Genomic DNA, 24,354 nt, shown 5'->3' on the forward strand with positions numbered 1-24,354 from the left:
TATACCATTATTCAACTAAAAATTGTACCTTTTTTTATTTTTCAATTTTTAAGGAAAATACACAATGAAAAGATTTCGACAAAGCGCAATCAATTCTAAAGCAAACGAGCTAACTGTGTATCCGATAGCGATGGCGAAAAATACCATCAACATTCTAATTTGCGGTGTAAATTGGGTTTTGAAAAATTGCTCAATACGCAATGATTGCAACGCCCAAAAACTTATGTAAATGAACATAAGATGACTAACGATTCGAACAATAGCATCTACTCCATAGTATTGCATAAGGAGCCTCCTTTTTTCTAACGTAGGAACATTTTATCACAAAATAATAAAAACCGATAATTAATCCACTTGAAATGCCAAAATTTGACACTATTTATTAAAAAATACGAAGAAATAGAGTTTAAGGCAACTGACTCAATAGCAAGCGCCTTAAACTCTACAAAAGTGACTGAATCCTTCAGCCTTTTTTACCCATGTTTCGATACGTTGATCCGGTTGATTGCACGATGCAAAGCAACAGTCGCACGACGTAGTTGATCGCGGTCGTCTTTTGCTTTGGCTTCTTCAATTAAACGTTCTGCTCGTTGTTTTGCTCGTTCAGCACGAGGTACATCGATATCTCGTTCACGTTCGGCACTATCGGCAATAATAGAAACGACATTATCACGGACTTCCATGATACCACCATTTACAGCTACCCAGTCAACATGTGTATCTGAATCGGTCCGTTTGATGCGGACTTCATCAATCGCTAGCGGAACGATGATTGGCGCATGTTTTGGTAAAATACCAATTTCACCATCTGTTGTTTTCGCCACAACGATTTTTGCATGGTGGTCATAAACTAGACCATTAGGCGTTACTACATTCACAGTAAGACTATCCATTGTGTTTGCCGCCTTTCTAGTAGTTTAATTGTTTCGCTTTTTCGATGGCATCTTCAATTTTACCGACACTACGGAAGGCTTCTTCTGGCAGATTATCATGTTTACCTTCAAGAATTTCTTTAAAGCCACGAACTGTTTCCGCAACTGGTACATAAGAACCAGGTTGACCTGTAAATTGTTCAGCAACGTTAAAGTTTTGAGATAAGAAGAATTGAACACGGCGTGCGCGACCAACAAGTACTTTTTCGTCATCTGATAATTCGTCCATCCCTAAAATAGCGATGATATCTTGTAATTCACGGTAACGTTGTAAAATATGTTGCACTTCGGTAGCCACTTCGTAGTGTTCTTCTCCAACAATTTCAGGAGCCAAGGCACTAGAAGATGAAGCTAACGGATCTACCGCTGGATAAATCCCTTGTTCGGTTAATTTACGTTCCAAGTTAGTTGTTGCATCCAAATGGGCAAACGCTGTTGCTGGCGCTGGATCGGTATAGTCATCGGCTGGAACATAGATTGCTTGAATAGAGGTAATTGATCCTTTTTTCGTTGAAGTAATCCGTTCTTGTAATTGTCCCATTTCAGTCGCTAAGGTTGGTTGGTAACCAACGGCTGACGGCATCCGACCTAAAAGGGCAGAAACTTCTGAACCGGCTTGGGTGAAACGGAAAATGTTATCAATAAATAATAGCACGTCTTGTCCTTCCACATCACGGAAATATTCAGCAATCGTTAACCCAGTTAAGGCCACACGCATCCGTGCACCTGGTGGTTCGTTCATTTGACCAAAAACCATGGCTGTTTTTTCAATAACGCCTGAATCTTTCATTTCATAGTACAGGTCGTTCCCTTCACGTGTCCGTTCACCAACACCAGTAAAGACGGAAATCCCTCCATGTTCTTGGGCAATATTATGAATTAATTCTTGAATTAAGACGGTTTTACCAACACCGGCACCACCGAAAAGTCCGACTTTACCACCTTTTAGATAAGGCGCTAATAAGTCAATAACTTTAATCCCTGTTTCTAAAATTTCATTACTGGTACTTAATTCATCAAATGCTGGCGCTTTTTTATGAATCCCACTACGTTCAGCATCTGCAGGGAATGGCGCTTCTAAGTCAATTGTGTCTCCTAAAACGTTAAACACACGACCCAATGTATCTTTACCAACAGGAACTGAAATTGATTTTCCTGTATCGATAACTTCCATTCCACGTTGTAAACCATCTGTCGATTCCATGGCGATAGAACGAATCACTCCATCACCTAGTTCTAAAGCGACTTCAAGTACTACTTTTTGTTTTGCTTCGCCATTTTTATAAACGACTAAAGCGTTGTTAATATCGGGTAAGGATTGATCTAATGAAAATTCCACGTCAACAACGGGACCGATTACTTGAACAATCTTTCCTGAACTCATAATTTCTTTCCTCCAGTCTTCATAAAGTCACACGCTTTGAACGTTTTTATACACGTTCAAACGTAAGACTAGATTATTCTAGTGCAGCTGCACCAGCAACAATTTCTGTAATTTCTTGGGTAATCGCCCCTTGACGAGCACGGTTATAAGAAATTGTTAAATCGCTAATAATATTTTGCGCATTGTCAGTGGCTGTTTTCATGGCGGTCATCCCAGCAGCATGTTCTGCTGTTTTCGCATCAATGATCGCCCCATAAATTAAGCTTTCTGCATATTGTGGTAATAATTGATCCAAGATTGCTTCAGGTGAAGGCTCTAAAAGATATTCTTGTTCGTAAGAGGTCGCCTCTGATGGATCTAAATCAGTAATTGGCAACATTTTTTCCACACGAAACTGACTCGTTAGTGAGTTAACGTGGTGATTATAACAAACATACAATTCATCAAACACTTCGTTTTGGTACATAGTCGTTGCCGTTGTCACAATCTTACGGACTTCTTCAAACGTTGGTTGATCCGTTAAGCCTCTTAGCTCATAGGAAACATCGATTCCGCGTGCTTTAAAGAAATCCGCCCCTGTACCACCAATGGCGATTAAGGCATATTCTTTATTAGAATCGTGGTCTTCTTGAATCATACTCATGGTTTGTTTTAAGATTGAGCTATTGTAGCCACCAACTAACCCTTTGTCAGAAGTGATAACGATATAGCCTGTTTTTTTGACAGGTCGTTGTGCTAACATCACATGATAGTTCCCTTCACTAAGAGAAGATTGTTCTGTTTCACGTAATTCACTTAACTGAGCAGCTACTAAATGCGTAACGACACTACGAATTTTTGAAGAATATTCTTGAAAGCTTTTAGAGGCGCCTTCTGACTTGGTCAATTTGGCTGCAGAAACCATTTGCATCGCTTTGGTAATTTGGCTTGTCTTTTTTGTTGATGCAATGCGTTGTTTGATTTCGTTTAATGAAGCACCCAATGTCGCTCACCTCTCTTATGCGTTATCGATTTTTTCTAAAGCTTCTTTGGCTGAATCTCCGCTATTGTTTGCCGCTGCAAACATTTCAGAAAACTCTGTAATCGCTGCATCTAATGCATCAGTATCTGGTAAGTCTTTCGTTGTACGAATAGTTTCCAATAAGTCTGCATGTTTACCATCAAAATAATCGAATAAATCTTGTTCAAAGTGTAAAATTTTATCTACGCTCACGCTATCTAAAAAGCCGTGTGTTAACGCATATAAAATTAAGACTTGTTTTTCTACAGGCAGTGGCGCATGTAGTTTTTGTTTTAAAATTTCTACCGTACGACGACCACGGTTTAATTTAGCTTGTGTTGCCGCATCTAAATCAGAGCCAAATTGTGTAAAGGCTTCTAACTCACGGTAACTAGCTAAGTCTAAACGAAGCGTTCCGGCAACTTTTTTCATTGCTTTGATTTGCGCTGATCCTCCGACACGAGAAACAGATAACCCAGCATCAACGGCTGGACGAGTGCCTGCATAGAACAAGTCGCTTTCTAAGAAAATTTGTCCATCAGTGATTGAAATAACGTTTGTTGGAATATAAGCAGAAATATCGCCTGCTTGTGTTTCAACGAATGGTAAGGCTGTCATTGAACCGCCACCTAATTCATCACTTAATTTAGCTGCACGTTCTAACAAACGTGAGTGTAAATAGAAGACATCCCCTGGATAAGCTTCACGACCTGGTGGACGGCGTAATAGTAAAGAAAGTTCACGATAAGCCACGGCTTGTTTTGATAAGTCATCAAAAATAATTAAGACATGTTTGCCGTTATACATGAATTCTTCACCCATTGCAGTTCCTGCATATGGTGCAATGTAAAGTAATGGTGCTGGTTGCGAAGCTCCTGCAGTCACAACGATTGTATAATCTAAGGCACCAAATTTACGAAGTGTTTCTACTTGGTTACGAACAGTAGATTCTTTTTGACCAATCGCTACATAAATACAAATTACATCTTGTCCTTTTTGGTTAATAATTGTATCAATTGCAATCGATGTTTTCCCTGTTTTACGGTCTCCAATAACTAATTCCCGTTGTCCACGACCAATTGGTACTAGGGCATCAATGGCTTTTAAGCCAGTTTGCATTGGTTCAGCAACAGATTGACGTTGCATAACACCGGGAGCTGTTGCTTCCACAGGACGTGTTTTGTCTGTTTTAATTTCGCCTAAACCATCTAATGGTTGACCTAATGGATTAACAACACGGCCAATCAAAGCTTCCCCAACGGGTACTTCCATGATTTTGCCTGTGCGTTGTACTTTATCTCCTTCACGAATGGTTTCAAAATCGCCAAGGATAATAATCCCTACATCATTTGTTTCTAAGTTTTGTGCCATTCCGTATGAACCGTTTGAAAACTCAACAAGTTCTCCACTCATGGCATTTTCTAAACCGTGGGCGCGGGCAATTCCGTCACCGACGTAAGTGACTGTTCCAACTTCTTCAACAGCAAGCTGTTGTTGATAGTTTTCGATTTGTTCTTTAATCAAGGCACTGATTTCTTCTGCTTTGATAGCCATTCAATTCACCTCTTTGTAGTCCTAAAGATTATTTTAATAACTTCTGCTGCATATGTTCTAATTGTTTGCGGATGCTGCCATCGATTACTTGATGGTTTGCTTCAATAACCACTCCGCCGACAATTGACGGGTCAATTAAATTGACTAAATGCGCTTGTTCATACCCTAATAATTGGGCAGCTTTTTCTTCCATTGCTTGATGTTGTTCTTTTGATAAAGGAATGGCTGTTGTCACTGAACCCAAAATTAGTCCTTGGTGCTCATCATAACGTCGTTCATATTCATCAATCATCAAGAGCAGATCGTACATGCGACGATATTCGTAAACCACTCGCAAAAAGTTTTGCATCATTTCACTAAAACCTGTTACTAGTTTTTCCATGATGCTGTCTTTTTCATAAGGTTCTAAGCGATCATCACTTAAAATATCGCCAATACCAGGTACTTGGTGATAGACTTCGCGAAGCGTCAATAATTCTTGATAAATTGCTTCAGCTTGGTTCTTTTCAACTGCCAACTCAAACAAAGCCTTGCCGTAGCGTTTACCAACTGTATATTTATCTAGTTTCATTTGCTTTACCTAAACTTTCAATATAAGAATCAATCAATGCTTCATGTGCATCTGGTGTTAATTCTTTATTTAAAATTTTGGCTGCAATTTGAAGAGAAAGATCTGCCACTTCATTTTTTACTGAAGACAATGCTTCTTCACGTTCTTGAGAAATATCTGTCCGAGCTTTTTCGCGTAAGCGAGTAACTTCCGCAGTTGTTTCTTTTAATGTTTTTTGGCGAGTCTGTTCTCCACTTTCTTTCGCGTTTTTAATAATTTCAGCTGCTTCTGATCTGGAAGAAAGTAATTGTTGTTGACGTTCTTTTTCCATTTTCGCTGCTGCTACGCGAGATTGTTCTGCAGAGTCTAAATCGTTGGCAATTTTTTCTTCACGTTGTGTCAAAATATCTACGATTGCTCCCCATGCATATTTCTTTAATAAGAGCATCAAGATTAAAAATGCACCACTGACAACAATCATCGTGCCTAGTGTGGTACTAGGAGCCGTTTCACCGACTACCAATGTAGTAAGTAGCATGAAGTCTCAACTTCCTTTCCTGCAAAAATCGATTTAGCTTCTTCAACTGCTTTATCACCAGCTATTGAAAAGGCTAAAGATAGAAGAAAGCAGTGACGGTCCCGATAATAATCAGCGTCCTGCCTCCATTTTATTGCTTATCTGAATAAAAGTAATAAAGAAACAACGACACCTAAAATTGGCACAGCTTCGATTAAAGCGACCCCGATAAACATTGTTGTTCTTAATTGACCAGACATTTCTGGTTGACGAGTCATTGACTCGATTGTTTTTGAAATAACTTGTCCGTTACCGATAGCGGCTCCGATAGCTGAACCGAAAATTGCAATTGCTGCTGCGATAAAATTTAATCCTTCCATTGTGTAAAATCCTCCTAAAAGATAATTTTTGTCCTTCGTATTTCTTGATTATTCTTCTGTTTCAATTTTGTGTGACATATAAACCATTGAAAGTGTCACAAAGATAAACGCTTGGATACATCCAATAAAGATTGAGAATGCTACCCAAATCATTTCTAGCGGAATTGCTAGTGGGATAACCCATAATCCGACGCTTGCTACGGTTCCAGCAATTAAGCCCAATAGAACTTCGCCGGCAAAAATGTTTCCGTACAAACGCAAGCCTAATGTTAATAGATTCGTGAATTCTTCCATTAATTTTACCGGTAGTAAGAAACCAACGGGTCTTAAATAACTATTAACTAGATAGCCTTTAAAACCAAAGCGTTTCATACCAAAGAAGTGTGTTAAGACAATCATCATCATCGCTAACGTTAAGGTTACGATTGGATCGGCGGTTGGACTTTTCCAAACGCTGAGATCGTCGCCCACAACGATTTTTGTAACGAGACCCAAGATGTTTGAAACAAGTACAAACATGAACAGGGTAAACGCCATTAAATGAAAATTGCTCACTTCTTTACGAGGTAAATTGTCTGTAATGATTCCACGAATAAAATCCACTAACCATTCGATGACCGTTTGTTTGCCTTTAGGTCGTAGCTTCATATTTCTCGTACAAGCATAGACAAAGGCGAAAACAATGATACACGTCAACAGCACCATCAAAACAATGGTTCCATCAAACCAAATTGGTCCGATATTGAAGAGTAATTTCTTCTCTTCCAAATCAATTCACCTCTTTTCCAACAATCTTTCAGAAGTTTCATCCTACTCCTGAGTGATAATCCCTGGCAAAGCTATCGTACCACCACTTGTTGATAATTTACAAATAGTTTACTTTTAAAATTTCATGTGTTGAAAATTGGTTGGAAAACCTTTTCCATAAACCAATCTAATGCAGGGTGGTACTGCTTTCCGAAGCGATTAAAAAATGAATCATTTACATTCATTTACTCAACACTTACCAGATTTTACACCTAATCCGAAGAAAGGCAAGCAAATATGCGAAAAAGAATAAATTTACATTTTTAACGTCGGTTATTTTTTAATGTTCGGCTGATTTGTCGGTCAACTTCCTTACGTTTCAAGTCTTCACGCTTGTCGTACTGCTTTTTCCCTTTAGCTAAACCAATCAAAACTTTGGCATAGCCGTCTTTAATATAGACCTTCAAAGGTACTAATGTGATACCTGTATTTTTGGTTTCGCCGATTAACTTATTAATTTGTTTTTTGTGTAATAATAATTTTCTGGTACGTAATGGGTCATGATTAAAAATATTGCCCTGTTCATATGGACTAATATGAACATTATACAAAAAGGCTTCTCCGTTTCGAATTCGTGCAAAACCATCTTTTAAATTGATACGACCATTACGAATAGATTTGATTTCTGTTCCTTGTAAAACAAGACCTGCTTCAACCGTATCGATAATTGAATAATCATGTCTAGCTTTGCGGTTTTGTGCGATTAATTTTCCTTCCCCTTTTGGCATAAGCGACCTCCTCTACTTCTTCTTTTTCCCTTTTTTATTTTTTTGTTTCATTGCTTCTTTATAAAAAGGTTGTTTTTTGCCTTTGCCTTTTTTCTTATTTTTCTTTTTCTTACCATCAAATGATTCATCTTTTTTATTTCTTCGTTGATTATTTGAACGAGTTGAAGAATTGGCTTTACCTTTTTTACGTCCTTTTGGTCCTTCGACTGGCGCGACTTCCTCAGCTGAAATCAATTCAAAATCAACTTCTCTTGTTTCTGGATCAGCTTTTTCAACACGGATTTGAACTTTCTGACCAATTTTCAAAGTCATTCCCGTCCGTTCACCAACTAACGCCATATGATTTTCAATAAAGTGGAAATAATCTTGTTTTAAGTTGTTCACGTGAATTAAGCCTTCTATTGTATTAGGCAGTTCCACAAAGATACCAAATTTTGTGACTGAGCTGATAATCCCGTCATACGTTTCTCCCACTTTATCTACCATAAATTCGGCTTTCTTCATGGCGTCCACTTCACGCTCTGCATCAACTGCGCGACGTTCCATACTTGAACTATGATTGGCAATTTCTGGTAATGCTTCGTTCCATTTTTCTTGATTTTTTTCAGATTGATCTTGGCTATAGCTGCGAATCAAACGATGCACAATTAAATCTGGATAACGACGTATTGGTGAAGTAAAATGCGTATAATATTCAGCAGCCAACCCATAGTGTCCGTAGTTGTCTTCTGAGTATTTCGCTTGTTGCATACTTCTTAGCAACATCGTATTGATAACCACTTCTTCCGGCTTATTTTCAACTTGCTCTAAAACTTTTTGTAAATCTTTTGGTGAAATGTTTTCTTTTGTTCCTTTAACAAGAATGCCAAGTACTGCAGCAAAGTCAAAGAAACGTTGCATTTTTTCTTCTTTTGGTTGTTCATGAATCCGATAAATAAATGGCAGTTTTAAGTCATGATAATGACGTGCCACAGTTTCATTCGCTGCCAACATAAAGGATTCAATTAATCGTTCACCCACGCCACGCGTGCGTAAAAGAATATCTTGGGGATGACCATTTTCATCAACTAGGACTTTGGCTTCACGATCTTCAAAAGAAATCGCACCACGGCGCATACGCATCTCTTCTAATATATGGTGCAGCTCGCCCATCTCTTTAAACATGGGAACTAGCTCTTTGTAGCGTTCTAACGTTTCAGGTTTTTGCTCTTCTAAAATTTCATTGACTGCTGTATAGGTCATTCGCTCCGTTGTTTGGATTACACTTTGGAAAATTTCATGCGAAATAACTTCTCCTTCTGGTGTAATTTCCATCTCACAACTCATGGTTAAACGTGGAACATGTGGGTTTAGCGAACAAATCCCATTTGATAATCGCTGCGGAATCATTGGCACAACTCGGTCTGTCAAATAGACACTTGTGCCACGTTCATACGCTTCCATATCCAATTGGCTTCCTTCAGTTACATAATAAGAAACATCTGCAATATGCACCCCTAAAAAGAAATTACCATTTGCTAACTTTTGTACCGTTACTGCATCATCTAAATCTTTCGCATCTTCTCCATCAATCGTCACAATCAACTGATCACGTAAATCCCGACGACCGACTAAATCGCTTTCTGCAATAGTTTCTGGTACTTGGTCCGCTTCAGCCAAAACTTCATCAGGAAATGCTGTGGGAATTCCATGAGCCACCACGATTGATAAAATATCCATTCCTGGATCATTTTTATGACCAATCACTTGTTTGACTAGTCCTTCCATACTTGTTGGATATTCTTGATCTGGATAATAGGTAATTTCAGCAATGACAATGCTACCATCTACTGGCTTAATCCCTTCAGGTGCAATTGATACAGTATACTGATTCAATTTCTTATCTTTGGGAATCATGTAGCCATACAGTCCCATTTCTGCCATTTCTTCTTCACTATATGCCACAAATTCTCCGACAACTTGGCTCACTGCTCGCTCTTTAATTTCTTTGACTTTACCTTCTGCGCCGCGATCTGAAAAAGGATCCGCATGTTGGATCACGTCGATTAAAACCGTGTCCCCATCCATTGCAAAGTTCGTTGCCTCTTTCGGAATGTAAACATCTGGTTCTTCAGGATCGATGGTTACAAAACCAAAGCCTCGTTCATTTGCACGAAACGTTCCTTCTATTAATAAGTCTTTCATTGGTAACAGGACTTTGCCTTTTTTGTTGAAACTAACTGACTTTTCTCGTTCCATTTGTGCAATGGTTTGCACTAAAATTTTAAAATCTGAACTTTTTTCTAAATTCAAGCCTTGTGCAATTTCTTCCATTGAAAAGCTTTTCTTTTTTTGGCTTTCCATGAAATGTAAAATTTGCTCTTTAATTGTTTGTTTTGTCATTATTTCTCCTCATTCCAAGGTAGTGTTGCTAAAAATTGCACCACATCTTGCTCTAATTGTTTGTGTTCTCCACTCACCGTAATGACATGTCCGCTGTTTGGGTACCATTGTAAGGTCACACGTGCTTGTGTTAGCGCTTGGGCCGTTTGATAGACGCCCATTGGCTCAATCATTTCATCTTTGCCAGCTTGCGCTAAGAAAAGAGGTGCGTGGATTTTGTTTAGTTTGTCAGCCGTCTGACTAGCAATCGTTTCAATCGCTCCTAATTGTTGTTTGACTCGTTGCTCAATCGATTGCAACCGGCTTTGTTGTTCCTCTGCAGGAACTTCTGCGATTTTCATCACATTTTCTGCGTATAATACAAAATTTTCTGGGACTTTATTTTCGACAGGGTAGATCGGTGAACAGAAAAATCCACCACCAATTAATCCTGTTAATTGTTCCGTTAATGCATGCATACTGAAAATCCCGCCCATTGATAAACCAAAAATAGCAATTTCTTGGTAACCTCTTTCTCTCAAAAAAGCGACTGCTTCTTGTGTATCTTGCCACCATTGTTCCGTTGTTTGATCTAAAATATCTTCAGGAACTAGCGTGCCATGTCCTGAAAAATTAGGCGAATAGACAGTATAATTTTCTTTTTCTAAACGTCTGCTTAACATCCGTACATCATTACTGCTGCCAGAATAAGCGTGTAATAAAAGGACCGCCCGTTTTCCTTTTTCTGAAAATAACGGCTTCGGTAAATTGATTTTTTTTGCCACTTCGCTCACCTCAGCTTCATTCTATCATATTCTCAAAAGAAAACCTTCCGAAATGATAAGTTTCAAAGACTTTTTCAGAAAGAAAAAGAACAGAAAAATAAGTGTCCGCACTCATCTCTCTGTTCTAAACTTGTCATTTTAAAAGATTACGTACTTATTTTGAAGATAAGAACGCCAAAACAAATAATAAAATCATCCAAATTGCGCCAAGAACTGCTGTTGAGCGTTGCATAACAGCTTCAAAACCGCGCGCTTTTTGCTTCCCAAATAATTTATCTGCACCGCCAGTGAAGGCACTTGCTGCACTGTTTTGTTTGCTTGGTTGCATCATAACAGTAATGACGATTAAAACAGATAAGATGATGACCAACGTTAAGATTAGATTATACATGCGTTAATTCTCCTTTTTATACAAATATGCGAAATTCATCTACTTTAATGTAGCATATTTTATCTGTAAACACCAGTGAAATTTAATGTCTTTCCCTATTTGTCTCTAATAGCAACAGCCGCAAGTAGGAATCAGATTTCTACTTGCGGCTGTTGCTAGTTTCTTCTTTATTTTCTCAATACGTCTCCGTATTCAGGTTTAGTATCAAATTCTTTTTTGGCAAATGGACATAGCGGAATAATTTTTTTATGCTCTTTTCTCGCTTTTTCAACACCGGCTAAAACAAGTTTTTCAGCTAATTTTTGTCCACGATAAGTTGGATCAACAAACGTATGATCAATAATCATCATGCTTTCGCCAGCATCTGACCAAGTCATTTCACCAATTTCTTGGTTTTCATCGTTATATAGAGCAAAACGATTGTTTTCTTCTTTAATTTGCATATTCGTTCCCTGCTTTCCGAATATATTTTAGAGCGCCACTTGGACATGAATCAACTACAATCATGTCATTTTCAACACTTCCGTTATCTGGAATAATCCATGGTTTCCGACCAACTTCAAAGACTTCTGGATTTCCGCGAACACAATTACCAATATGTTCACAAATATCTTTATTATAAAAGATATCAATTCCTTCCCCAGTATATTTACGGTAGCCTTCTTTTAATAGTTGTTCTTCCGTAACTGGTTGCCCATCTATTTGGTTTCCTTTCATTGCACAATCTCTCCCCTGTAACTTATTAATATTAAAAACGTACCTTTATTTTACCACTAAGCTGGACATTCAGGCAATTAATTGTTCCACCTTACTTGCCAATTCGACGAGCACGCAAAGCAGATAAGATTGACACAGTGTCCACGACTTCTTGTAGCATAGCCCCGATTAGCGCCGGAATGATCCCGGTACTAGCAATTAGCATTAGTAAAACGCAGATAAAAATTCCGATTAATACAGATTGTTTGGCAATTTTCATGGTATCTTGGGCAATTTCGACCGCTTGGCTGACTTTACTTAAGTCATCTTTTAAAATAACAACGTCAGCAGTTTCACTAGCCGCAGTAGCTCCATGAGCGCCCATAGCAATACCTACGTCTGCAGCAGCAAGCGAAGGTGCATCATTTACACCATCTCCTACCATGATGACTGGATGGTTTTCTTTGGGCAATTCTTTTAGAATAGTTAACTTATCTTGTGGTAAACATTCCCCATGTACTTCGGTAATTCCTACTTCTGCAGCAATCGTTTCTGCGACGGATTCTTGATCCCCCGTCAGCATTAAAATTCGTTGAAGATGTAATTGGTGTAATTTTTCCATAGTCTCTTTTGCTTCTGGGCGTACAGTGTCTGTAAAAGTAATTCGGCCTAAATATGTGCCATTACGTGAAATATGAATAGTCGTTTTATCAATTTTTTCAGTTGCTTGAGACTCTTGTGTCACAAAATTCTTTTTACCTACCCGTATCTCAGCACCATCCACAAATGCCTTCACGCCAGCACCAGAAACTTCCGCTAGATCTGTAATATTTTTTAATGGGACATCTTGCTTTCTGGCATAAGCAACAATTGATCTAGCTAAAATATGACTTGATTCTTGTTCCACGCTTGCTGCCAATCCCACTAATTCAGCAGCAGTTATTCCAGCATTGATTGGTTGGACTTGATCAACAGAAAGTTGTCCTTGCGTAATCGTGCCTGTTTTATCAAACGCAATCGTTTTTGCAGAAGCTAATTTTTCGACCATCGTTCCCGATTTAATAACGACCCCATGACGACTTGAACGACCCATCCCTGCCACTAAAGCAATTGGGGCAGATAGAATTAAAGGACACGGCGAAGCAACAACTAAGACTTCCGCAAAACGTGTCGGACTTTTTGAAACAAACCAAGCAACACCTGCAATTAAGTAGGCAACTAGTGTAAAAGGTACCGCATAGCGGTCTGCTAAACGTACAAAATGAGCTGGACGTGCCGCAGATTCTTTCACTAAGTTCACAATCGTTTGATATTGACTGTCGGCTACAGTTTTTTCAGCAACCATTTTCAAAGAGCCATCACCATTCACGGAACCCGACATTAATTCATCACCAGGATTTTTTTCAATTGGTTTTGATTCTCCTGTTAATGAAGATTCATCGACTGTTGATGTCCCGGTTTTTACCAAGCCATCAACTGGAACTAGTTCCCCTGGTTTTACTACTAATTCATCGCCAACATTGATTTCCTCAACAGAAACATCTTCTAAATTTTCGCCATTCAAGCGATGAGCTTTTTGTGGCGAGTTATCCAATAATGACTTCAGCTCTTGGTTAGCTTTTCCAGCGGCATAGTCTTCTAATGAATCACCACCAGTCAACATAATTAAAATCATCAAACTGGCCCAGTATTCTCCCACAGCTAAGGTTGCAACGATAGCGGTAATCGCTAAAATATCGACACCATATTTTCCTTCACGTAAGGTTTGAATCATTTCCCAGAACATCATTAACGCCATTACAGAACCTGTTATTAAAATAATGCCATACGCCCAATTCGGCTGATGTAAAATAAATTCAAATAATAATGCCAAAACTCCTGTTATAATTGTAATCCCCAATTTTGTTACATGCTTCATCTCTTTTTCTCTCCTATCATTCACTTTACATTATTGAGCGTACCTTTTCTGTTTTGAAAAAGAAAGTGAAAACGCCTAAATGAAAACGACTTTCATTATCATAGGATAGTTGCTGTAGCAACGTTTACTTTCTGAAAAGTAGTTATGTAAAAAAACACAGACCATCGTTCATTCGCCGATGGTCTGTATTTTTATTTCCAAAAATCATCAAAAATTGTAATGGGTAAATGCCGTTTGTGTTGTCCTTTTTTATACCAGTTTTCAATTGTTTGTTGATCTGTTTCCGAGACTTTTTTGCCTTCCAAATAGTCATCAATGGCATCATACGTGACACCTAAGGCAACTTCATCTGCAACTAACGGTTTGTCATCTTCTAGATCAGCTGTTGGTATTTTTAGATACAAGGCTTCTGGTGCCCCAAGTTCTTTCAGCAAAGCTTTCCCTTGGCGCTTATTTAAACGAAATAACGGTAAAATATCCGCTCCGCCATCGCCATATTTGGTGAAGAAAGCTGTGACATTTTCGGCTGCGTGGTCTGTGCCAATTACTGCGCCAGCATTTTCGCCAGCTACTGCATATTGTGTAATCATACGTTGACGTGCTTTCATGTTCCCTTTATTAAAATCGCTAATTTGAACGCCAGCGTTTTCTAGCGAACCAACCATTGCATCCACTGCTGGTTTAATATCCACTCGTAAAGAAACATCTGGCTGGATAAAGGCTAGCGCGGCTTGTGCATCAGCTTCATCTGCTTGCTCACCATAGGGAAGGCGAATCGCAATAAATTGATACGACATATCTCCTGTTTCTTCGCGCATTTCAGTCATCGCTAATTGTGCTAAGCGCCCAGCTAATGTTGAATCTTGTCCGCCACTAATTCCCAAGACAAAGGTTTTTAAAAAAGGATGTTTAGTTAAATAAGCTTTCAGAAAATCAATACTTTTACGAACTTCTTCTTTTGGATCAATTGTCGGTAAAACACCTAACTCTTGAATGATTTTTTCTTGAAGTGTTGTCATTTCTAGGCCTCCTTATTCACCGTTTCCGTTAAATGTTTAACGTCTTTACGCACTTTTTCCAATAAATTCATTTTGTGGTTCCAACAATCTGTTGAAAGGTCCACTGGATATTTCTGCGGATTCAAGTCCCGCTTGTATTCTTCCCAAAGTGAATCTAAATTTTCTTTTGCATACTGTTTAATTTCATCTAAAGTTGGTAATTCGTACACACGTTTTCCTTCAACGAAAATATCTTGGAGTACTGGCCGTGCTTCAAAATCACGGACATACTTATTAATAAAGGTATGAACGGGATGGAACATATAAATTTCTTCTTCTTGGCGAGGATCTTCGTTCCAAAGTGTCACATAGTCCCCTTCTGACTTTTTATCAGATTTACGTGTAATACGCCAAACTTGTTTTTTTCCTGGTGTTGTCACTTTTTCAGCATTGCTAGATAGTTTAATGGTATCTTTCATTTGACCATCTTCACCTTCAATTGAAACTAATTTAAACACCGCTCCTAAAGCCGGTTGATCATAGGCCGTAATCAGCTTGGTACCCACGCCCCATACATCAATTTTTGATTTTTGCATTTTTAGATTCAAAATCGTATTTTCATCTAAATCGTTCGATGCATAAATTTTTGCTTCAGTAAAGCCTGCTTCGTCCAGTTGTTCACGAACTCGTTTAGAAATATAAGCCATATCGCCACTATCAATCCGCACACCTAGGAAATTAATTTTATCCCCCATTTCTCGAGCTACTCGAATTGCGCTTGGCACTCCCGCTTTCAAAGTATCATACGTATCAACAAGGAAAACGCAATCCCGATGTGTTTTGGCATACGCCATGAATGCTTCATAATCATTTCCATACGACTGAACCAATGAATGGGCATGAGTCCCACTAACCGGAATACCAAAAATTTTACCAGCACGAACATTACTTGTCGCGTCCGCCCCACCAATATAGGCGGCTCTTGTGCCCCAAATGGCAGCATCTAATTCTTGTGCCCGGCGTGTTCCAAATTCCAATAAAGGATCATCGCCTATCACGGATTTAATTCGAGCCGCTTTTGTCGCAATTAATGTTTGGAAATTCACCATATTTAGCAAGGCAGTTTCTACCAATTGACATTGTGCCAAAGGACCTTCAATTTGAATTAACGGTTCGTTATTAAAAACCAAATCCCCTTCTAAAGCAGAGCGTACAGTACATTTAAATTCAAAATTTGCTAAATACGTCAAGAAATCTTCTGGATATTCTTCAACTTCTCGGAGATATGCAATATCAGATTCTGTGAACGTTAAATTTTCGAGATAATTGACTAAACGTTCTAAACCTGCAAAAATTGCGTAGCCATGATTAAAGGGCATCTCTCTAAAGTAACATTCAAAAACAGCATGTAAATCTGCTCTCCCTAATTCCCAGTATGTTTGCATCATATTGATTTGATACATATCTGTATGCAATGTCAAACTATCATCTGCATATGTATAGTCCATCGTTTTCTACCTCTATTCTTTGTATTAAAAACTTGTTTATATTATAACAAAAAAATTTTTTTTAGCCTAAAATCTGCTTAGACCTCTTTTTCTTTAAAAATGAAAAATTTACTGAAGAAATAATTTAAAATCACTACTACAACTTGTGTAATCATTTTCGCCCAAAACGATGAAAAATGAATACCATCAATTAGGAGAATCATTAAACCCATATCGGCCACAAAAGATAAAATTCGGTACCAATAAAATAAGCCCATTTCTTTAAAAAAACCAGCTATGCTTTCATGCTTACTTGCGAATACCCAATATTTATTCGTGAAAAAGGCAAATAGAACAGATAAAAACCAACTAATTGCGTTACTTATCTTGTAATCCAGCCCTAACACGTTTTGACAAACAAAAAACACAACTAAGTTGACGACCGTCGTTGCACCACCAAAAAATAAATAAGCCAGTACTTCTCGGTATTTACGAAATAATTCTTTCAATTTTCACGCATCCTTTCAACTAATCATTTTATCAAACTTCGGCAAGAAAACCTATCTATTTTGTGTAAAGACACAATTCTCTTGCTAATTTTACTATTTATTAAGGTATTTATGAAAAACATAGTAAGAGAAGAGGAGAAGTTCATCCATGGATGAACTTCTCCTCTTCTCTTCGTCTAATAATATATGACTCCATCAACCAATAAGTTAAATCAGCATTAGTCCTTTAGCTTAGGAAGTGCTATCGTTTGTCCTTCGGTTAATACAGAATACGTTAAGTCATTTGCCTGCTTGAGTGCGGTTAAGGAATAGCCCGTTTTTTTAGCAATTTTTGCGAGTGTCTCTCCTCTTTTTACTTCATAATACTCAGTAGACTCTGTTTTTGAGTCATTCGCTGTACCATTTGATTGCTCTGCTGTTTCCAAAGCATTAGTCACCGATTTACTGATTATTAGTGATTGAAGTAACGCTTGTTCTTTCGGTTCTAGAGAAGTCGCCGCTGTATGCTGAGGAATCGTGATTTTTTGGCCAATATAAAACATTTCTTGAGTCTTTGAATTTTGTTTTAAAATGGCTGTTGCTGACACACCAAACGTCTGGCTAATGGTGGCGAGAGAATCTCCTTTGCTTACTTCATAGATGACTGCTTCTTTTTTTAGCTGTTCTTTGACTGCTTCCTTATCAAACGAAGGTTTCTTTTCTTCTGCCAAATTAGTCACTACTGGTTTCTTCTTTTCTTGATCGTATTCAGTTAATTGATAGGTTTCAATCAACGCGTTTAATTTTTTATCGTAATATGTATCCGTTGCATAACGACCTGTCAAAAATTTTGTTGCCTGCTGATAATTCGTCGTGTTTGCTTTCAAAACGCCGTGATAAAACGTCGGATTCCCCGCCAGCCCATTGATGATTAATTTACTATAGTCTGTTAATGACTCTTTATAGGAAGGATACTGACGAAAATCGGCATGAATGGTGGTCATCTTCCCTTTACCATCATCTTCTTGTGTGGGAAAGCTGACACTTTGACCTTGATAAGCGCCTTTAATGCCAAACAAATTATAATTTGGCGGCGCCGCTAACGCACTATTACCCGAGCCACTCTCTAAAATAGCTTGAGCTATCATGACAGAAGCGTATAGATCATGCCGCTGACCAATAACTCGTGCTTCTTCACCGATTTTTCTAATAAACTCAGAAGTAGAAGCATTCTCTTGAACAACAAAATTTGCCTCGGCTTGTTGTTGAATTCCTGCTTGCTTTTCCTTTTCTTGACTATTGTCTATCTCTGAATGTACCAACGGCTCTTTGGTCTTTTCAGTTAATGTAGAATTTTGTGGTTCCTGATTATGAGGTGACTTCTCAGTGAGCGCTTTACGCTCTTCAGATACTGGTTGCTCATTTTGTAACGATTCGGTTGGTTTAGTACTAGCAATTGGCTTTTCTTGTGGCGGTAAACTATTTTCAGATTCTGAAGGTTCCACATTATTTTCCTGATGGTCACTGCTGTCATCTTGTATTGAACTTTCTTGTTGTTCAGACGAACTTATTACTGTTTCGTTCAGCGTTGAAGAAGTAAGAGTTCCTTGGTCTTGATTGACTTGGTCCGCTCTTTTTTCTTCCAGCACTAGCTGTCGGTTTTCGTGACTCGTTTCGGTCTCCTCTTGAGCGATTAATGGTTCCGAATTGTAGTAACTGGCGCCAGCATAAGTCCCTAAGACTCCAAGACATACCAACTTCAAATATCTTGCCTTTCTTTTTTTCATCGCATTTCTCCTTCATTTACCTCTTTATTTCTGCTAATAATTGCTCTATCTGTTGGTACATTCCTGTTGATTCATTCTTGATGGTTAGCATTTGTTCACAATAAGCTTGGTACTCTCTTGCCACTTGCTTCATGCGTGTTAAAGTTGCTAAACGTTGTTCCATCTCTTCATGAACTGTTGCAACTTGTTGGTTAGCTTGGGCAATTGTTTCTTTTGCTTGACGTTTGGCTTCTAATAAGACTTCGCCAATTTCTTTTTGAGAAAGCGTAACGGCTGTGTCTAAGTTCTCTTCGCTAGTCTGTTTCTGTTGTATCTTTGCTTCAGACAATTGTTTCTGTAAAGAAGTGATAGTTGCTTCTTTATCACTTAACGTTTCTTTAACATCTTTAAGTTGAACATCTTTTTCGACTACTTGTTTTTGTAATGCTTCCACTTCATTGGTTTGCATTAATAATTGCTCCGTTAGTTTTTTTATGGATTGCTGATATAGTTGATTTTCTTCTTCTAGTTTTTCAGCAAAAGAAAATGACTCTTCTGACAGTTCAGTCGGCACTTGTTGCTGGACCTGTTTTACTTTTGCGGCTTGCTCTTTTGCATAAACGACCTCGTCATCAAAGATTGCTTCCTCTGTTACCTTTGGTTGTGCTTTCCCCGATTGTTCATTTTCGAAATCCGGCATCTTCTCATACTCCTCATCTTCATTGTTTTTAGTCAAAAATTGCCACATTTGTTTCTCCTCCTTCGTACCTTTTACACCGTTAACATATAGCCTTTTGAGCGAATTGTTTTGATATATTGTGGTTTGTTCACATCTTGTTCAATTTTTTTACGCAAATGGAAAATCACATTAGCGACACGATATTTTCGTTCATTCGCAGTATCTTTCCAGACATTTTTGTAGAGTTCTTCATATGTAATTGTTTGTCCTGCGTGTTTGTATAAATACTCTATTGTGAAAAATTCCAATTTTGTTAAAAGAATTTCTTCTCCACTTCCCAAGCAAACACTTAAGTTTGGCGCAATTAAATACAATTTCTCAGAAAGATTCTTAGTAACTGTATGTTCCTCGTTTGCACTAACTAATTTAGGATAAAAACGTCTTTTTACACGTTGCAATAAATTACTCATGCTTAACACGCATTCTTGGCGATCATAAGAATGATCAAAAACGCCATCTGCGCCTAATTGTAAATAAATAATTCGATTGACTTTACTAATTGCTTCTGTCCGAGAAAATAACCAAATTGGCAAGTCTGACTGCTTGCGAATTGTCATTAATAACTCACAACAAGTATTTACTTGCTGGTGGTCAGTAACTTCAATCACTAATCCATCAATATGGTGCAAATGAAGAAGTATATTTGTTCCTTGGATGATCTGACATTCTACTTGATTACTAACAAACCAATTTTGACAGTATTCTTTTGTTTCAATTGTCAAAGGAACGACACCAATTGTATATTTTTCCATTTTTCCACCTCAATCTTCCTAATATTCCCCTTCAAAATATAATAATTTTTATTTATATTCTATTAATAAATAAAAATTACCAACTACTAGTTTTCAAAAAATGATTGTTATTACTAAATTTTATCGAATAAAAACAAGGCTGTCTAGCTAAAACGAGGCCTTTAAATTATCATCTTTTTTGTTAAATGAGTAAATATTTGAGAAAACACTACAAGTAAAGATATTATTTAGATTATTTATTCTTTATGTAAAAAAAAGCTTACGATTTTTCAATCGTAAGCTTTTAGAATACTTTTTTATTTTTACATCATACCGCCCATGCCCATTGATGGATCCATCATAGGAGCTGGTGCAGCTGGTTCTGGTTTGTCTGCAACAACTGCTTCGGTTGTTAATAATAAAGCTGACACAGAAGCTGCATTTTGTAAGGCAGAACGAGTTACTTTTGTTGGGTCAACAATACCGGCTTCAACCATGTTTACCCATTCACCGTTAGCTGCATTGAATCCGATACCTAAGTCAACATTTTTTAGTTTGTCAACAATCACTGATCCTTCATAACCAGCATTTTCAGCGATTTGACGGATTGGTTCTTCTAATGCACGAACGACAATCTTGATCCCTGTTGCCACATCGCCTTCAGCTTCTAGCGCAGCGACTTTACCAATTACATTGACCAGTGCGGTACCACCACCAGAAACCATGCCTTCTTCTACAGCGGCACGTGTTGCGTTTAACGCATCTTCAATTCGTAATTTTAATTCTTTTAATTCTGTTTCAGTTGCAGCACCGACTTTAACGACAGCAACCCCGCCAGCTAATTTAGCTAAACGTTCTTGTAATTTTTCACGATCAAAATCAGACGTTGTTTCGCCGATTTGGTTTTTAATTAAATGAACGCGGGCATCAATGGCTTCTTTTGAACCAGCACCTTCAACAATTGTTGTGTTATCTTTGTCGACAACTACTTTGCTAGCATTTCCTAAGTTTTCAATGGTTGTGTCTTTTAACTCTAACCCTAAGTCGTCAGTGATTACTGTACCACCTGTTAAAATAGCAATATCTTCAAGCATCGCTTTGCGGCGGTCACCAAATCCTGGCGCTTTTACTGCGACAACATTAAATGTACCACGGATTTTGTTCAATACTAATGTTGGTAGAGCTTCTCCATCAACATCATCCGCAATGATCAATAGTGGACGGCTTTGTTGTAGAATTTGTTCTAATAAAGGTAAGATATCTTGAATATTTGAGATTTTTTTGTCGGTAATTAAGATATATGGATTTTCTAAAACAGCTTCCATTTTATCGTTGTCAGTAACCATGTATTGAGATAAATAACCGCGGTCGAATTGCATTCCTTCAACCACATCTAATTCTGTTTCAATCCCTTTTGATTCTTCAATGGTAATTACGCCGTCGTTACCAACTTTTTCCATTGCATCAGCAATTAATTGGCCGACTTTTTCAGAACCTGATGAAACAGCAGCGACTTGTGCAATCGCTTCTTTTGAATCAACTACAGATGAAATATTGTGTAATTCTTCTACTGCTGTTTTTGTTGCTAATTCAATCCCACGACGAATACCTAATGGGTTAGCTCCAGCAGTTACGTTTTTTAAGCCTTCACGAACAATGGCTTGTGTCAAAACAGTCGCTGTTGTTGTTCCGTCACCAGCAATATCATTCGTTTTAGAAGCAACTTCTGAAACTAATTTTGCGCCCATGTTTTCAAAATGATCTTCTAATTCAATTTCCTTAGCAATTGTTACCCCATCGTTAGTAATCAATGGTGAACCAAATGATTTTTCTAAAACAACGTTACGACCTTTAGGGCCTAATGTCACTTTCACTGTATCTGCTAATACATCTACTCCGCGTAGCATTGCTGCACGTGCATCTTCTGCAAATTTAATCTCTTTTGCCATGATTTCTTCACCTCATAATTTTTTTCTTCTATTATATTATTCTGTAAAAGTTGTTTATTATTCAACAGTGGCAATAATGTCTTTGGCTGATACAATTAAGTATTCTACGCCTTCGTATTTCACTTCTGTTCCTGAATATTTTTCAAACATTACTGTGTCACCAATTTTTACTTCCATCGGAACTTTTGTGCCATTTTCAAGCACACGACCTTCACCTACTGCGATAACTTCACCTGTTTGTGGTTTTTCTTTTGCAACGGATGCAAGAACAATTCCTCCAACAGTTTTTTCTTCTTCTTTCGCGACTCTAATTACGACGCGATCGCCTAATGGTTTTAACACAATAAATCCCTCCAAATAAAAAGTTTTCGCTTATTTTAGCACTCGATACACAAGAGTGCTAACTCACACTATTTATAATACTCATTTCACTCTAAAAATGCAAGTCTTTTCTCTCTTTTTCTTGTCAATTATAAGATACGCATTTTTTATTGCGTATTCTTTTTTCATGGAATGTTTTTCCAATCCTTTAATTCATGGTAAAATAAATTGACTACGATTGGAGGCGAATAAAATGAAACAACGTTTACTTACAGCACTAATAGCAACATTCGTTTATTTTGTGATAGCGAATTTAGGAAATCTTGTTTTCAGTGTCACAGAAGGAATTGTTTCGACACTTTGGGAATCTCTTTTCTTTTTCTTATTCGTTTTTCTTTTATTAGGATATCGCAATAATCGTAAAAAATAATTATAGAAAGGATTAACCATGACCTTAAGAAAATCAAGTTTATTTATTTTAGTCACATACATTATCGCTTTTTTCGGGCCGTTACTTTTTTCGGGTATTTCCCCCAATGCAGCGATTAATGTGACAACTGCTCTCTACATTATTGGCGCCCTTGTAATGATTGGCATCTTTTTAAAAACAACAGAACCTTCTCCTTTAGAGGAAACCGCAACCTTGAAATCACCTATTTTTATTTTTTTACTAGGTGTTAGTGGGATTTTCATTGCCATGCTGATTCAAGGGGTTACTTTTGCCATTGAAGTAGCCATCACAGGAGAACAAGCTACTTCTCAAAATACGCAAGCTATTGTAGCGGTGATTTTGGCAAATCCTTTATTTATTTTGGCAACTACTATCGGTGGTCCGATTATGGAAGAATTCGTCTTTCGTTATGCATTTATCCATTTAATCCAGCCTTTTACAAATTTCTGGATTGCGGCTACTGTTAGTTCGGCGATTTTTTCACTCGCACATGCCGATGGTCACTTTTTTGTTTATTTCTTTATGGGATTTTTCTTTGCTCTTTTGTACAAGCAAACTGGAAAAATTTGGACCTCAATTATTGCCCATTGCGGCATGAATACGATTGTGATTATTGTTCAACTACTTTTGCATAATGGTGCAATTCAATAAGAAAAGGGCCTTCGTCTAAACGACTAGGCCCTTTTCTTTTGCTTATTCTTCTTCGTCAATCAATTCGTTGTCATGATGTAAGAAATAAATTAATGTTTGTAATTCGTTGGTTAAGTCAACATTTTGAATTAATACTTCAGGTGGCGCTACTAAACGCGCAGCCGTAAAGTTTAGAATTCCTTTAACCCCTGCTTCGGCAAGTTTGTTTACAACTTCTTGTGCTTTGCGAGCTGGAATAGTTAAAATAGCTACTTCGATTTGTTGAACACGGATTTGTTCCATCATATCTTCCATTGGATAAACTGGAATACCGTCAACAATGCGTCCCACAATATCTTCATTCACATCAAATGCGCAACTTACACGAATACTGTTGCTTTGATGGAATTTGTACTTTAATAAAGCACTTCCTAAATTACCAACCCCGATTAATGCGACATTGGTTAACTCATCTTCATTCAATGTTTTTGCAAAAAAGTTCATTAAGTTTTCAACATCATAGCCGTACCCACGTTTACCTAATTCACCAAAATATGAAAAGTCACGACGAATAGTCGCACTGTCTACTTGTACCGCTTCACTTAATTCAGTTGATGAGACTTTATTTTTTCCTGTATCATGTAACATTCTTAAGTAGCGATAATATAAAGGAAGGCGTCGCGCCGTTGCTTTTGGAATAACTTGATCTTTCACAATTGGACCTCCAATACTTTCACTTAAATCTTATCCATTAACATAATAGCAGTTTTTCACAATAAAAAGCAATTCTA

27 protein-coding genes are annotated in these 24,354 nt (G+C 37.7%); 2 read left to right on the forward strand and 25 right to left on the reverse strand.

The features are described from left to right. Nucleotides 1-48: 48 nt before the first annotated feature. From IGL93_RS10050 to groES, 24 genes are all read right to left on the reverse strand, one after another. Nucleotides 49-285: a DUF1146 family protein gene (locus IGL93_RS10050; protein WP_002356560.1), complete on the reverse strand. Its 237-nt coding sequence runs from the start codon at nucleotides 283-285 to the stop codon at nucleotides 49-51. A 188-nt stretch (nucleotides 286-473) separates the two neighbouring features. Further along, nucleotides 474-893: a F0F1 ATP synthase subunit epsilon gene (locus tag IGL93_RS10055; protein WP_002356559.1), complete on the reverse strand. Its 420-nt coding sequence runs from the start codon at nucleotides 891-893 to the stop codon at nucleotides 474-476. A gap of 16 nt (nucleotides 894-909) precedes the next feature. Continuing rightward, nucleotides 910-2,316, reverse strand: coding sequence for a F0F1 ATP synthase subunit beta (gene atpD, locus IGL93_RS10060; RefSeq protein ID WP_002356558.1), 1,407 nt, complete (start codon nucleotides 2,314-2,316; stop codon nucleotides 910-912). Between the two features lie 73 nt (nucleotides 2,317-2,389). Then, nucleotides 2,390-3,298, reverse strand: a complete 909-nt coding sequence (locus IGL93_RS10065; RefSeq protein WP_002359606.1) for a F0F1 ATP synthase subunit gamma — start codon at nucleotides 3,296-3,298, stop codon at nucleotides 2,390-2,392. A 15-nt stretch (nucleotides 3,299-3,313) separates the two neighbouring features. Further along, nucleotides 3,314-4,870 carry a F0F1 ATP synthase subunit alpha gene (gene atpA, locus IGL93_RS10070; RefSeq protein ID WP_002356555.1) on the reverse strand — a complete coding sequence of 519 codons (1,557 nt, stop codon included), beginning with the start codon at nucleotides 4,868-4,870 and terminating at the stop codon, nucleotides 3,314-3,316. 28 nt (nucleotides 4,871-4,898) lie between these two features. Further along, nucleotides 4,899-5,441, reverse strand: a complete 543-nt coding sequence (gene atpH / locus IGL93_RS10075) for an ATP synthase F1 subunit delta (RefSeq protein ID WP_002356554.1) — start codon at nucleotides 5,439-5,441, stop codon at nucleotides 4,899-4,901. Further along, entirely contained in the window at nucleotides 5,428-5,958 is a 531-nt protein-coding gene (gene atpF / locus IGL93_RS10080) for a F0F1 ATP synthase subunit B (RefSeq protein WP_002365031.1), read from the reverse strand. The genes atpH and atpF overlap by 14 nt, the downstream gene beginning before the upstream one ends. A 137-nt stretch (nucleotides 5,959-6,095) precedes the next feature. After that, nucleotides 6,096-6,317 (reverse strand): ATP synthase F0 subunit C, encoded by a 222-nt coding sequence (atpE, locus tag IGL93_RS10085; protein WP_002356552.1) that lies wholly within the window; start codon nucleotides 6,315-6,317, stop codon nucleotides 6,096-6,098. A gap of 48 nt (nucleotides 6,318-6,365) precedes the next feature. Continuing rightward, on the reverse strand, nucleotides 6,366-7,085 hold the full coding sequence (gene atpB / locus IGL93_RS10090; RefSeq protein WP_002356551.1) for a F0F1 ATP synthase subunit A: 720 nt from the start codon (nucleotides 7,083-7,085) through the stop codon (nucleotides 6,366-6,368). Between the two features lie 302 nt (nucleotides 7,086-7,387). Beyond that, on the reverse strand, nucleotides 7,388-7,852 hold the full coding sequence (gene smpB, locus IGL93_RS10095) for an SsrA-binding protein SmpB (protein ID WP_002356550.1): 465 nt from the start codon (nucleotides 7,850-7,852) through the stop codon (nucleotides 7,388-7,390). Nucleotides 7,853-7,864: 12 nt separating this feature from the next. After that, nucleotides 7,865-10,234: a ribonuclease R gene (rnr, locus tag IGL93_RS10100; protein WP_002356549.1), complete on the reverse strand. Its 2,370-nt coding sequence runs from the start codon at nucleotides 10,232-10,234 to the stop codon at nucleotides 7,865-7,867. Beyond that, nucleotides 10,234-11,007 (reverse strand): alpha/beta hydrolase, encoded by a 774-nt coding sequence (locus IGL93_RS10105; protein WP_002384145.1) that lies wholly within the window; start codon nucleotides 11,005-11,007, stop codon nucleotides 10,234-10,236. Before IGL93_RS10105 ends, rnr begins: the two co-directional genes overlap by 1 nt. Before the next feature lie 145 nt (nucleotides 11,008-11,152). Further along, the gene (gene secG / locus IGL93_RS10110) at nucleotides 11,153-11,389 is read right to left on the reverse strand and encodes a preprotein translocase subunit SecG (RefSeq protein ID WP_002356546.1); all 237 of its coding nucleotides are present in this window, start codon (nucleotides 11,387-11,389) and stop codon (nucleotides 11,153-11,155) included. A gap of 167 nt (nucleotides 11,390-11,556) precedes the next feature. Continuing rightward, nucleotides 11,557-11,832, reverse strand: coding sequence for a GNAT family N-acetyltransferase (locus tag IGL93_RS10115; RefSeq protein WP_002356545.1), 276 nt, complete (start codon nucleotides 11,830-11,832; stop codon nucleotides 11,557-11,559). Then, the gene (locus IGL93_RS10120; protein WP_002356543.1) at nucleotides 11,822-12,106 is read right to left on the reverse strand and encodes a (4Fe-4S)-binding protein; all 285 of its coding nucleotides are present in this window, start codon (nucleotides 12,104-12,106) and stop codon (nucleotides 11,822-11,824) included. Before IGL93_RS10120 ends, IGL93_RS10115 begins: the two co-directional genes overlap by 11 nt. A gap of 91 nt (nucleotides 12,107-12,197) precedes the next feature. Further along, on the reverse strand, nucleotides 12,198-14,027 hold the full coding sequence (locus IGL93_RS10125) for a heavy metal translocating P-type ATPase (RefSeq protein ID WP_025191376.1): 1,830 nt from the start codon (nucleotides 14,025-14,027) through the stop codon (nucleotides 12,198-12,200). A 167-nt stretch (nucleotides 14,028-14,194) separates the two neighbouring features. Then, nucleotides 14,195-15,022, reverse strand: a complete 828-nt coding sequence (nadE, locus tag IGL93_RS10130) for an ammonia-dependent NAD(+) synthetase (RefSeq protein WP_002356540.1) — start codon at nucleotides 15,020-15,022, stop codon at nucleotides 14,195-14,197. A 2-nt stretch (nucleotides 15,023-15,024) separates the two neighbouring features. Continuing rightward, nucleotides 15,025-16,509 carry a nicotinate phosphoribosyltransferase gene (locus IGL93_RS10135; RefSeq protein ID WP_002356538.1) on the reverse strand — a complete coding sequence of 495 codons (1,485 nt, stop codon included), beginning with the start codon at nucleotides 16,507-16,509 and terminating at the stop codon, nucleotides 15,025-15,027. A 77-nt stretch (nucleotides 16,510-16,586) separates the two neighbouring features. Next, entirely contained in the window at nucleotides 16,587-16,997 is a 411-nt protein-coding gene (locus tag IGL93_RS10140; protein ID WP_002367164.1) for a GtrA family protein, read from the reverse strand. Between the two features lie 218 nt (nucleotides 16,998-17,215). Beyond that, complete coding sequence (locus tag IGL93_RS10145) at nucleotides 17,216-18,763, reverse strand: glucosaminidase domain-containing protein (protein ID WP_002374218.1); 1,548 nt, start codon at nucleotides 18,761-18,763, stop codon at nucleotides 17,216-17,218. 16 nt (nucleotides 18,764-18,779) lie between these two features. Beyond that, a complete protein-coding gene (locus IGL93_RS10150; protein ID WP_010776039.1) occupies nucleotides 18,780-19,490 on the reverse strand; it encodes a hypothetical protein in 711 nt (236 codons plus the stop codon). Between the two features lie 23 nt (nucleotides 19,491-19,513). After that, the gene (locus IGL93_RS10155) at nucleotides 19,514-20,233 is read right to left on the reverse strand and encodes a response regulator transcription factor (protein ID WP_010776040.1); all 720 of its coding nucleotides are present in this window, start codon (nucleotides 20,231-20,233) and stop codon (nucleotides 19,514-19,516) included. Nucleotides 20,234-20,535: 302 nt separating this feature from the next. Beyond that, nucleotides 20,536-22,161, reverse strand: coding sequence for a chaperonin GroEL (gene groL / locus IGL93_RS10160; protein WP_002362559.1), 1,626 nt, complete (start codon nucleotides 22,159-22,161; stop codon nucleotides 20,536-20,538). Between the two features lie 57 nt (nucleotides 22,162-22,218). Then, nucleotides 22,219-22,503 carry a co-chaperone GroES gene (groES, locus tag IGL93_RS10165; RefSeq protein WP_002356531.1) on the reverse strand — a complete coding sequence of 95 codons (285 nt, stop codon included), beginning with the start codon at nucleotides 22,501-22,503 and terminating at the stop codon, nucleotides 22,219-22,221. Nucleotides 22,504-22,735: 232 nt separating this feature from the next. Between groES and IGL93_RS10170 the strand changes: the two genes are divergently transcribed. Both IGL93_RS10170 and IGL93_RS10175 read left to right on the forward strand, forming a co-directional pair. Next, a complete protein-coding gene (locus IGL93_RS10170; protein WP_002356530.1) occupies nucleotides 22,736-22,912 on the forward strand; it encodes a hypothetical protein in 177 nt (58 codons plus the stop codon). Nucleotides 22,913-22,930: 18 nt separating this feature from the next. After that, nucleotides 22,931-23,584: a CPBP family intramembrane glutamic endopeptidase gene (locus IGL93_RS10175; RefSeq protein ID WP_002356529.1), complete on the forward strand. Its 654-nt coding sequence runs from the start codon at nucleotides 22,931-22,933 to the stop codon at nucleotides 23,582-23,584. A 42-nt stretch (nucleotides 23,585-23,626) separates the two neighbouring features. On the opposite strand, the gene IGL93_RS10180 is transcribed toward IGL93_RS10175, so the two are convergent. After that, nucleotides 23,627-24,277: a redox-sensing transcriptional repressor Rex gene (locus tag IGL93_RS10180; RefSeq protein ID WP_002356528.1), complete on the reverse strand. Its 651-nt coding sequence runs from the start codon at nucleotides 24,275-24,277 to the stop codon at nucleotides 23,627-23,629. Nucleotides 24,278-24,354: the final 77 nt, after the last annotated feature.

The organism is Enterococcus sp. DIV1328a (assembly GCF_050536905.1).
Lineage (GTDB): Bacteria > Bacillota > Bacilli > Lactobacillales > Enterococcaceae > Enterococcus > Enterococcus faecalis.

Excerpts from the sequence above, each read along its gene's own strand:
- IGL93_RS10145 (WP_002374218.1), bottom strand. The coding sequence starts at position 18,763 with ATGAAAAAAAGAAAGGCAAGATATTTGAAGTTGGTATGTCTTGGAGTC.
- IGL93_RS10175 (WP_002356529.1), top strand. The coding sequence starts at position 22,931 with ATGACCTTAAGAAAATCAAGTTTATTTATTTTAGTCACATACATTATC.
- atpD (WP_002356558.1), bottom strand. The coding sequence starts at position 2,316 with ATGAGTTCAGGAAAGATTGTTCAAGTAATCGGTCCCGTTGTTGACGTG.
- secG (WP_002356546.1), bottom strand. The coding sequence starts at position 11,389 with ATGTATAATCTAATCTTAACGTTGGTCATCATCTTATCTGTTTTAATC.
- IGL93_RS10150 (WP_010776039.1), bottom strand. The coding sequence starts at position 19,490 with ATGTGGCAATTTTTGACTAAAAACAATGAAGATGAGGAGTATGAGAAG.
- smpB (WP_002356550.1), bottom strand. The coding sequence starts at position 7,852 with ATGCCAAAAGGGGAAGGAAAATTAATCGCACAAAACCGCAAAGCTAGA.
- IGL93_RS10120 (WP_002356543.1), bottom strand. The coding sequence starts at position 12,106 with ATGAAAGGAAACCAAATAGATGGGCAACCAGTTACGGAAGAACAACTA.
- IGL93_RS10055 (WP_002356559.1), bottom strand. The coding sequence starts at position 893 with ATGGATAGTCTTACTGTGAATGTAGTAACGCCTAATGGTCTAGTTTAT.
- atpA (WP_002356555.1), bottom strand. The coding sequence starts at position 4,870 with ATGGCTATCAAAGCAGAAGAAATCAGTGCCTTGATTAAAGAACAAATC.
- rnr (WP_002356549.1), bottom strand. The coding sequence starts at position 10,234 with ATGACAAAACAAACAATTAAAGAGCAAATTTTACATTTCATGGAAAGC.
- atpH (WP_002356554.1), bottom strand. The coding sequence starts at position 5,441 with ATGAAACTAGATAAATATACAGTTGGTAAACGCTACGGCAAGGCTTTG.
- IGL93_RS10050 (WP_002356560.1), bottom strand. The coding sequence starts at position 285 with ATGCAATACTATGGAGTAGATGCTATTGTTCGAATCGTTAGTCATCTT.
- atpF (WP_002365031.1), bottom strand. The coding sequence starts at position 5,958 with ATGCTACTTACTACATTGGTAGTCGGTGAAACGGCTCCTAGTACCACA.
- IGL93_RS10115 (WP_002356545.1), bottom strand. The coding sequence starts at position 11,832 with ATGCAAATTAAAGAAGAAAACAATCGTTTTGCTCTATATAACGATGAA.
- IGL93_RS10170 (WP_002356530.1), top strand. The coding sequence starts at position 22,736 with ATGAAACAACGTTTACTTACAGCACTAATAGCAACATTCGTTTATTTT.
- groL (WP_002362559.1), bottom strand. The coding sequence starts at position 22,161 with ATGGCAAAAGAGATTAAATTTGCAGAAGATGCACGTGCAGCAATGCTA.
- IGL93_RS10155 (WP_010776040.1), bottom strand. The coding sequence starts at position 20,233 with ATGGAAAAATATACAATTGGTGTCGTTCCTTTGACAATTGAAACAAAA.
- atpE (WP_002356552.1), bottom strand. The coding sequence starts at position 6,317 with ATGGAAGGATTAAATTTTATCGCAGCAGCAATTGCAATTTTCGGTTCA.
- IGL93_RS10135 (WP_002356538.1), bottom strand. The coding sequence starts at position 16,509 with ATGGACTATACATATGCAGATGATAGTTTGACATTGCATACAGATATG.
- nadE (WP_002356540.1), bottom strand. The coding sequence starts at position 15,022 with ATGACAACACTTCAAGAAAAAATCATTCAAGAGTTAGGTGTTTTACCG.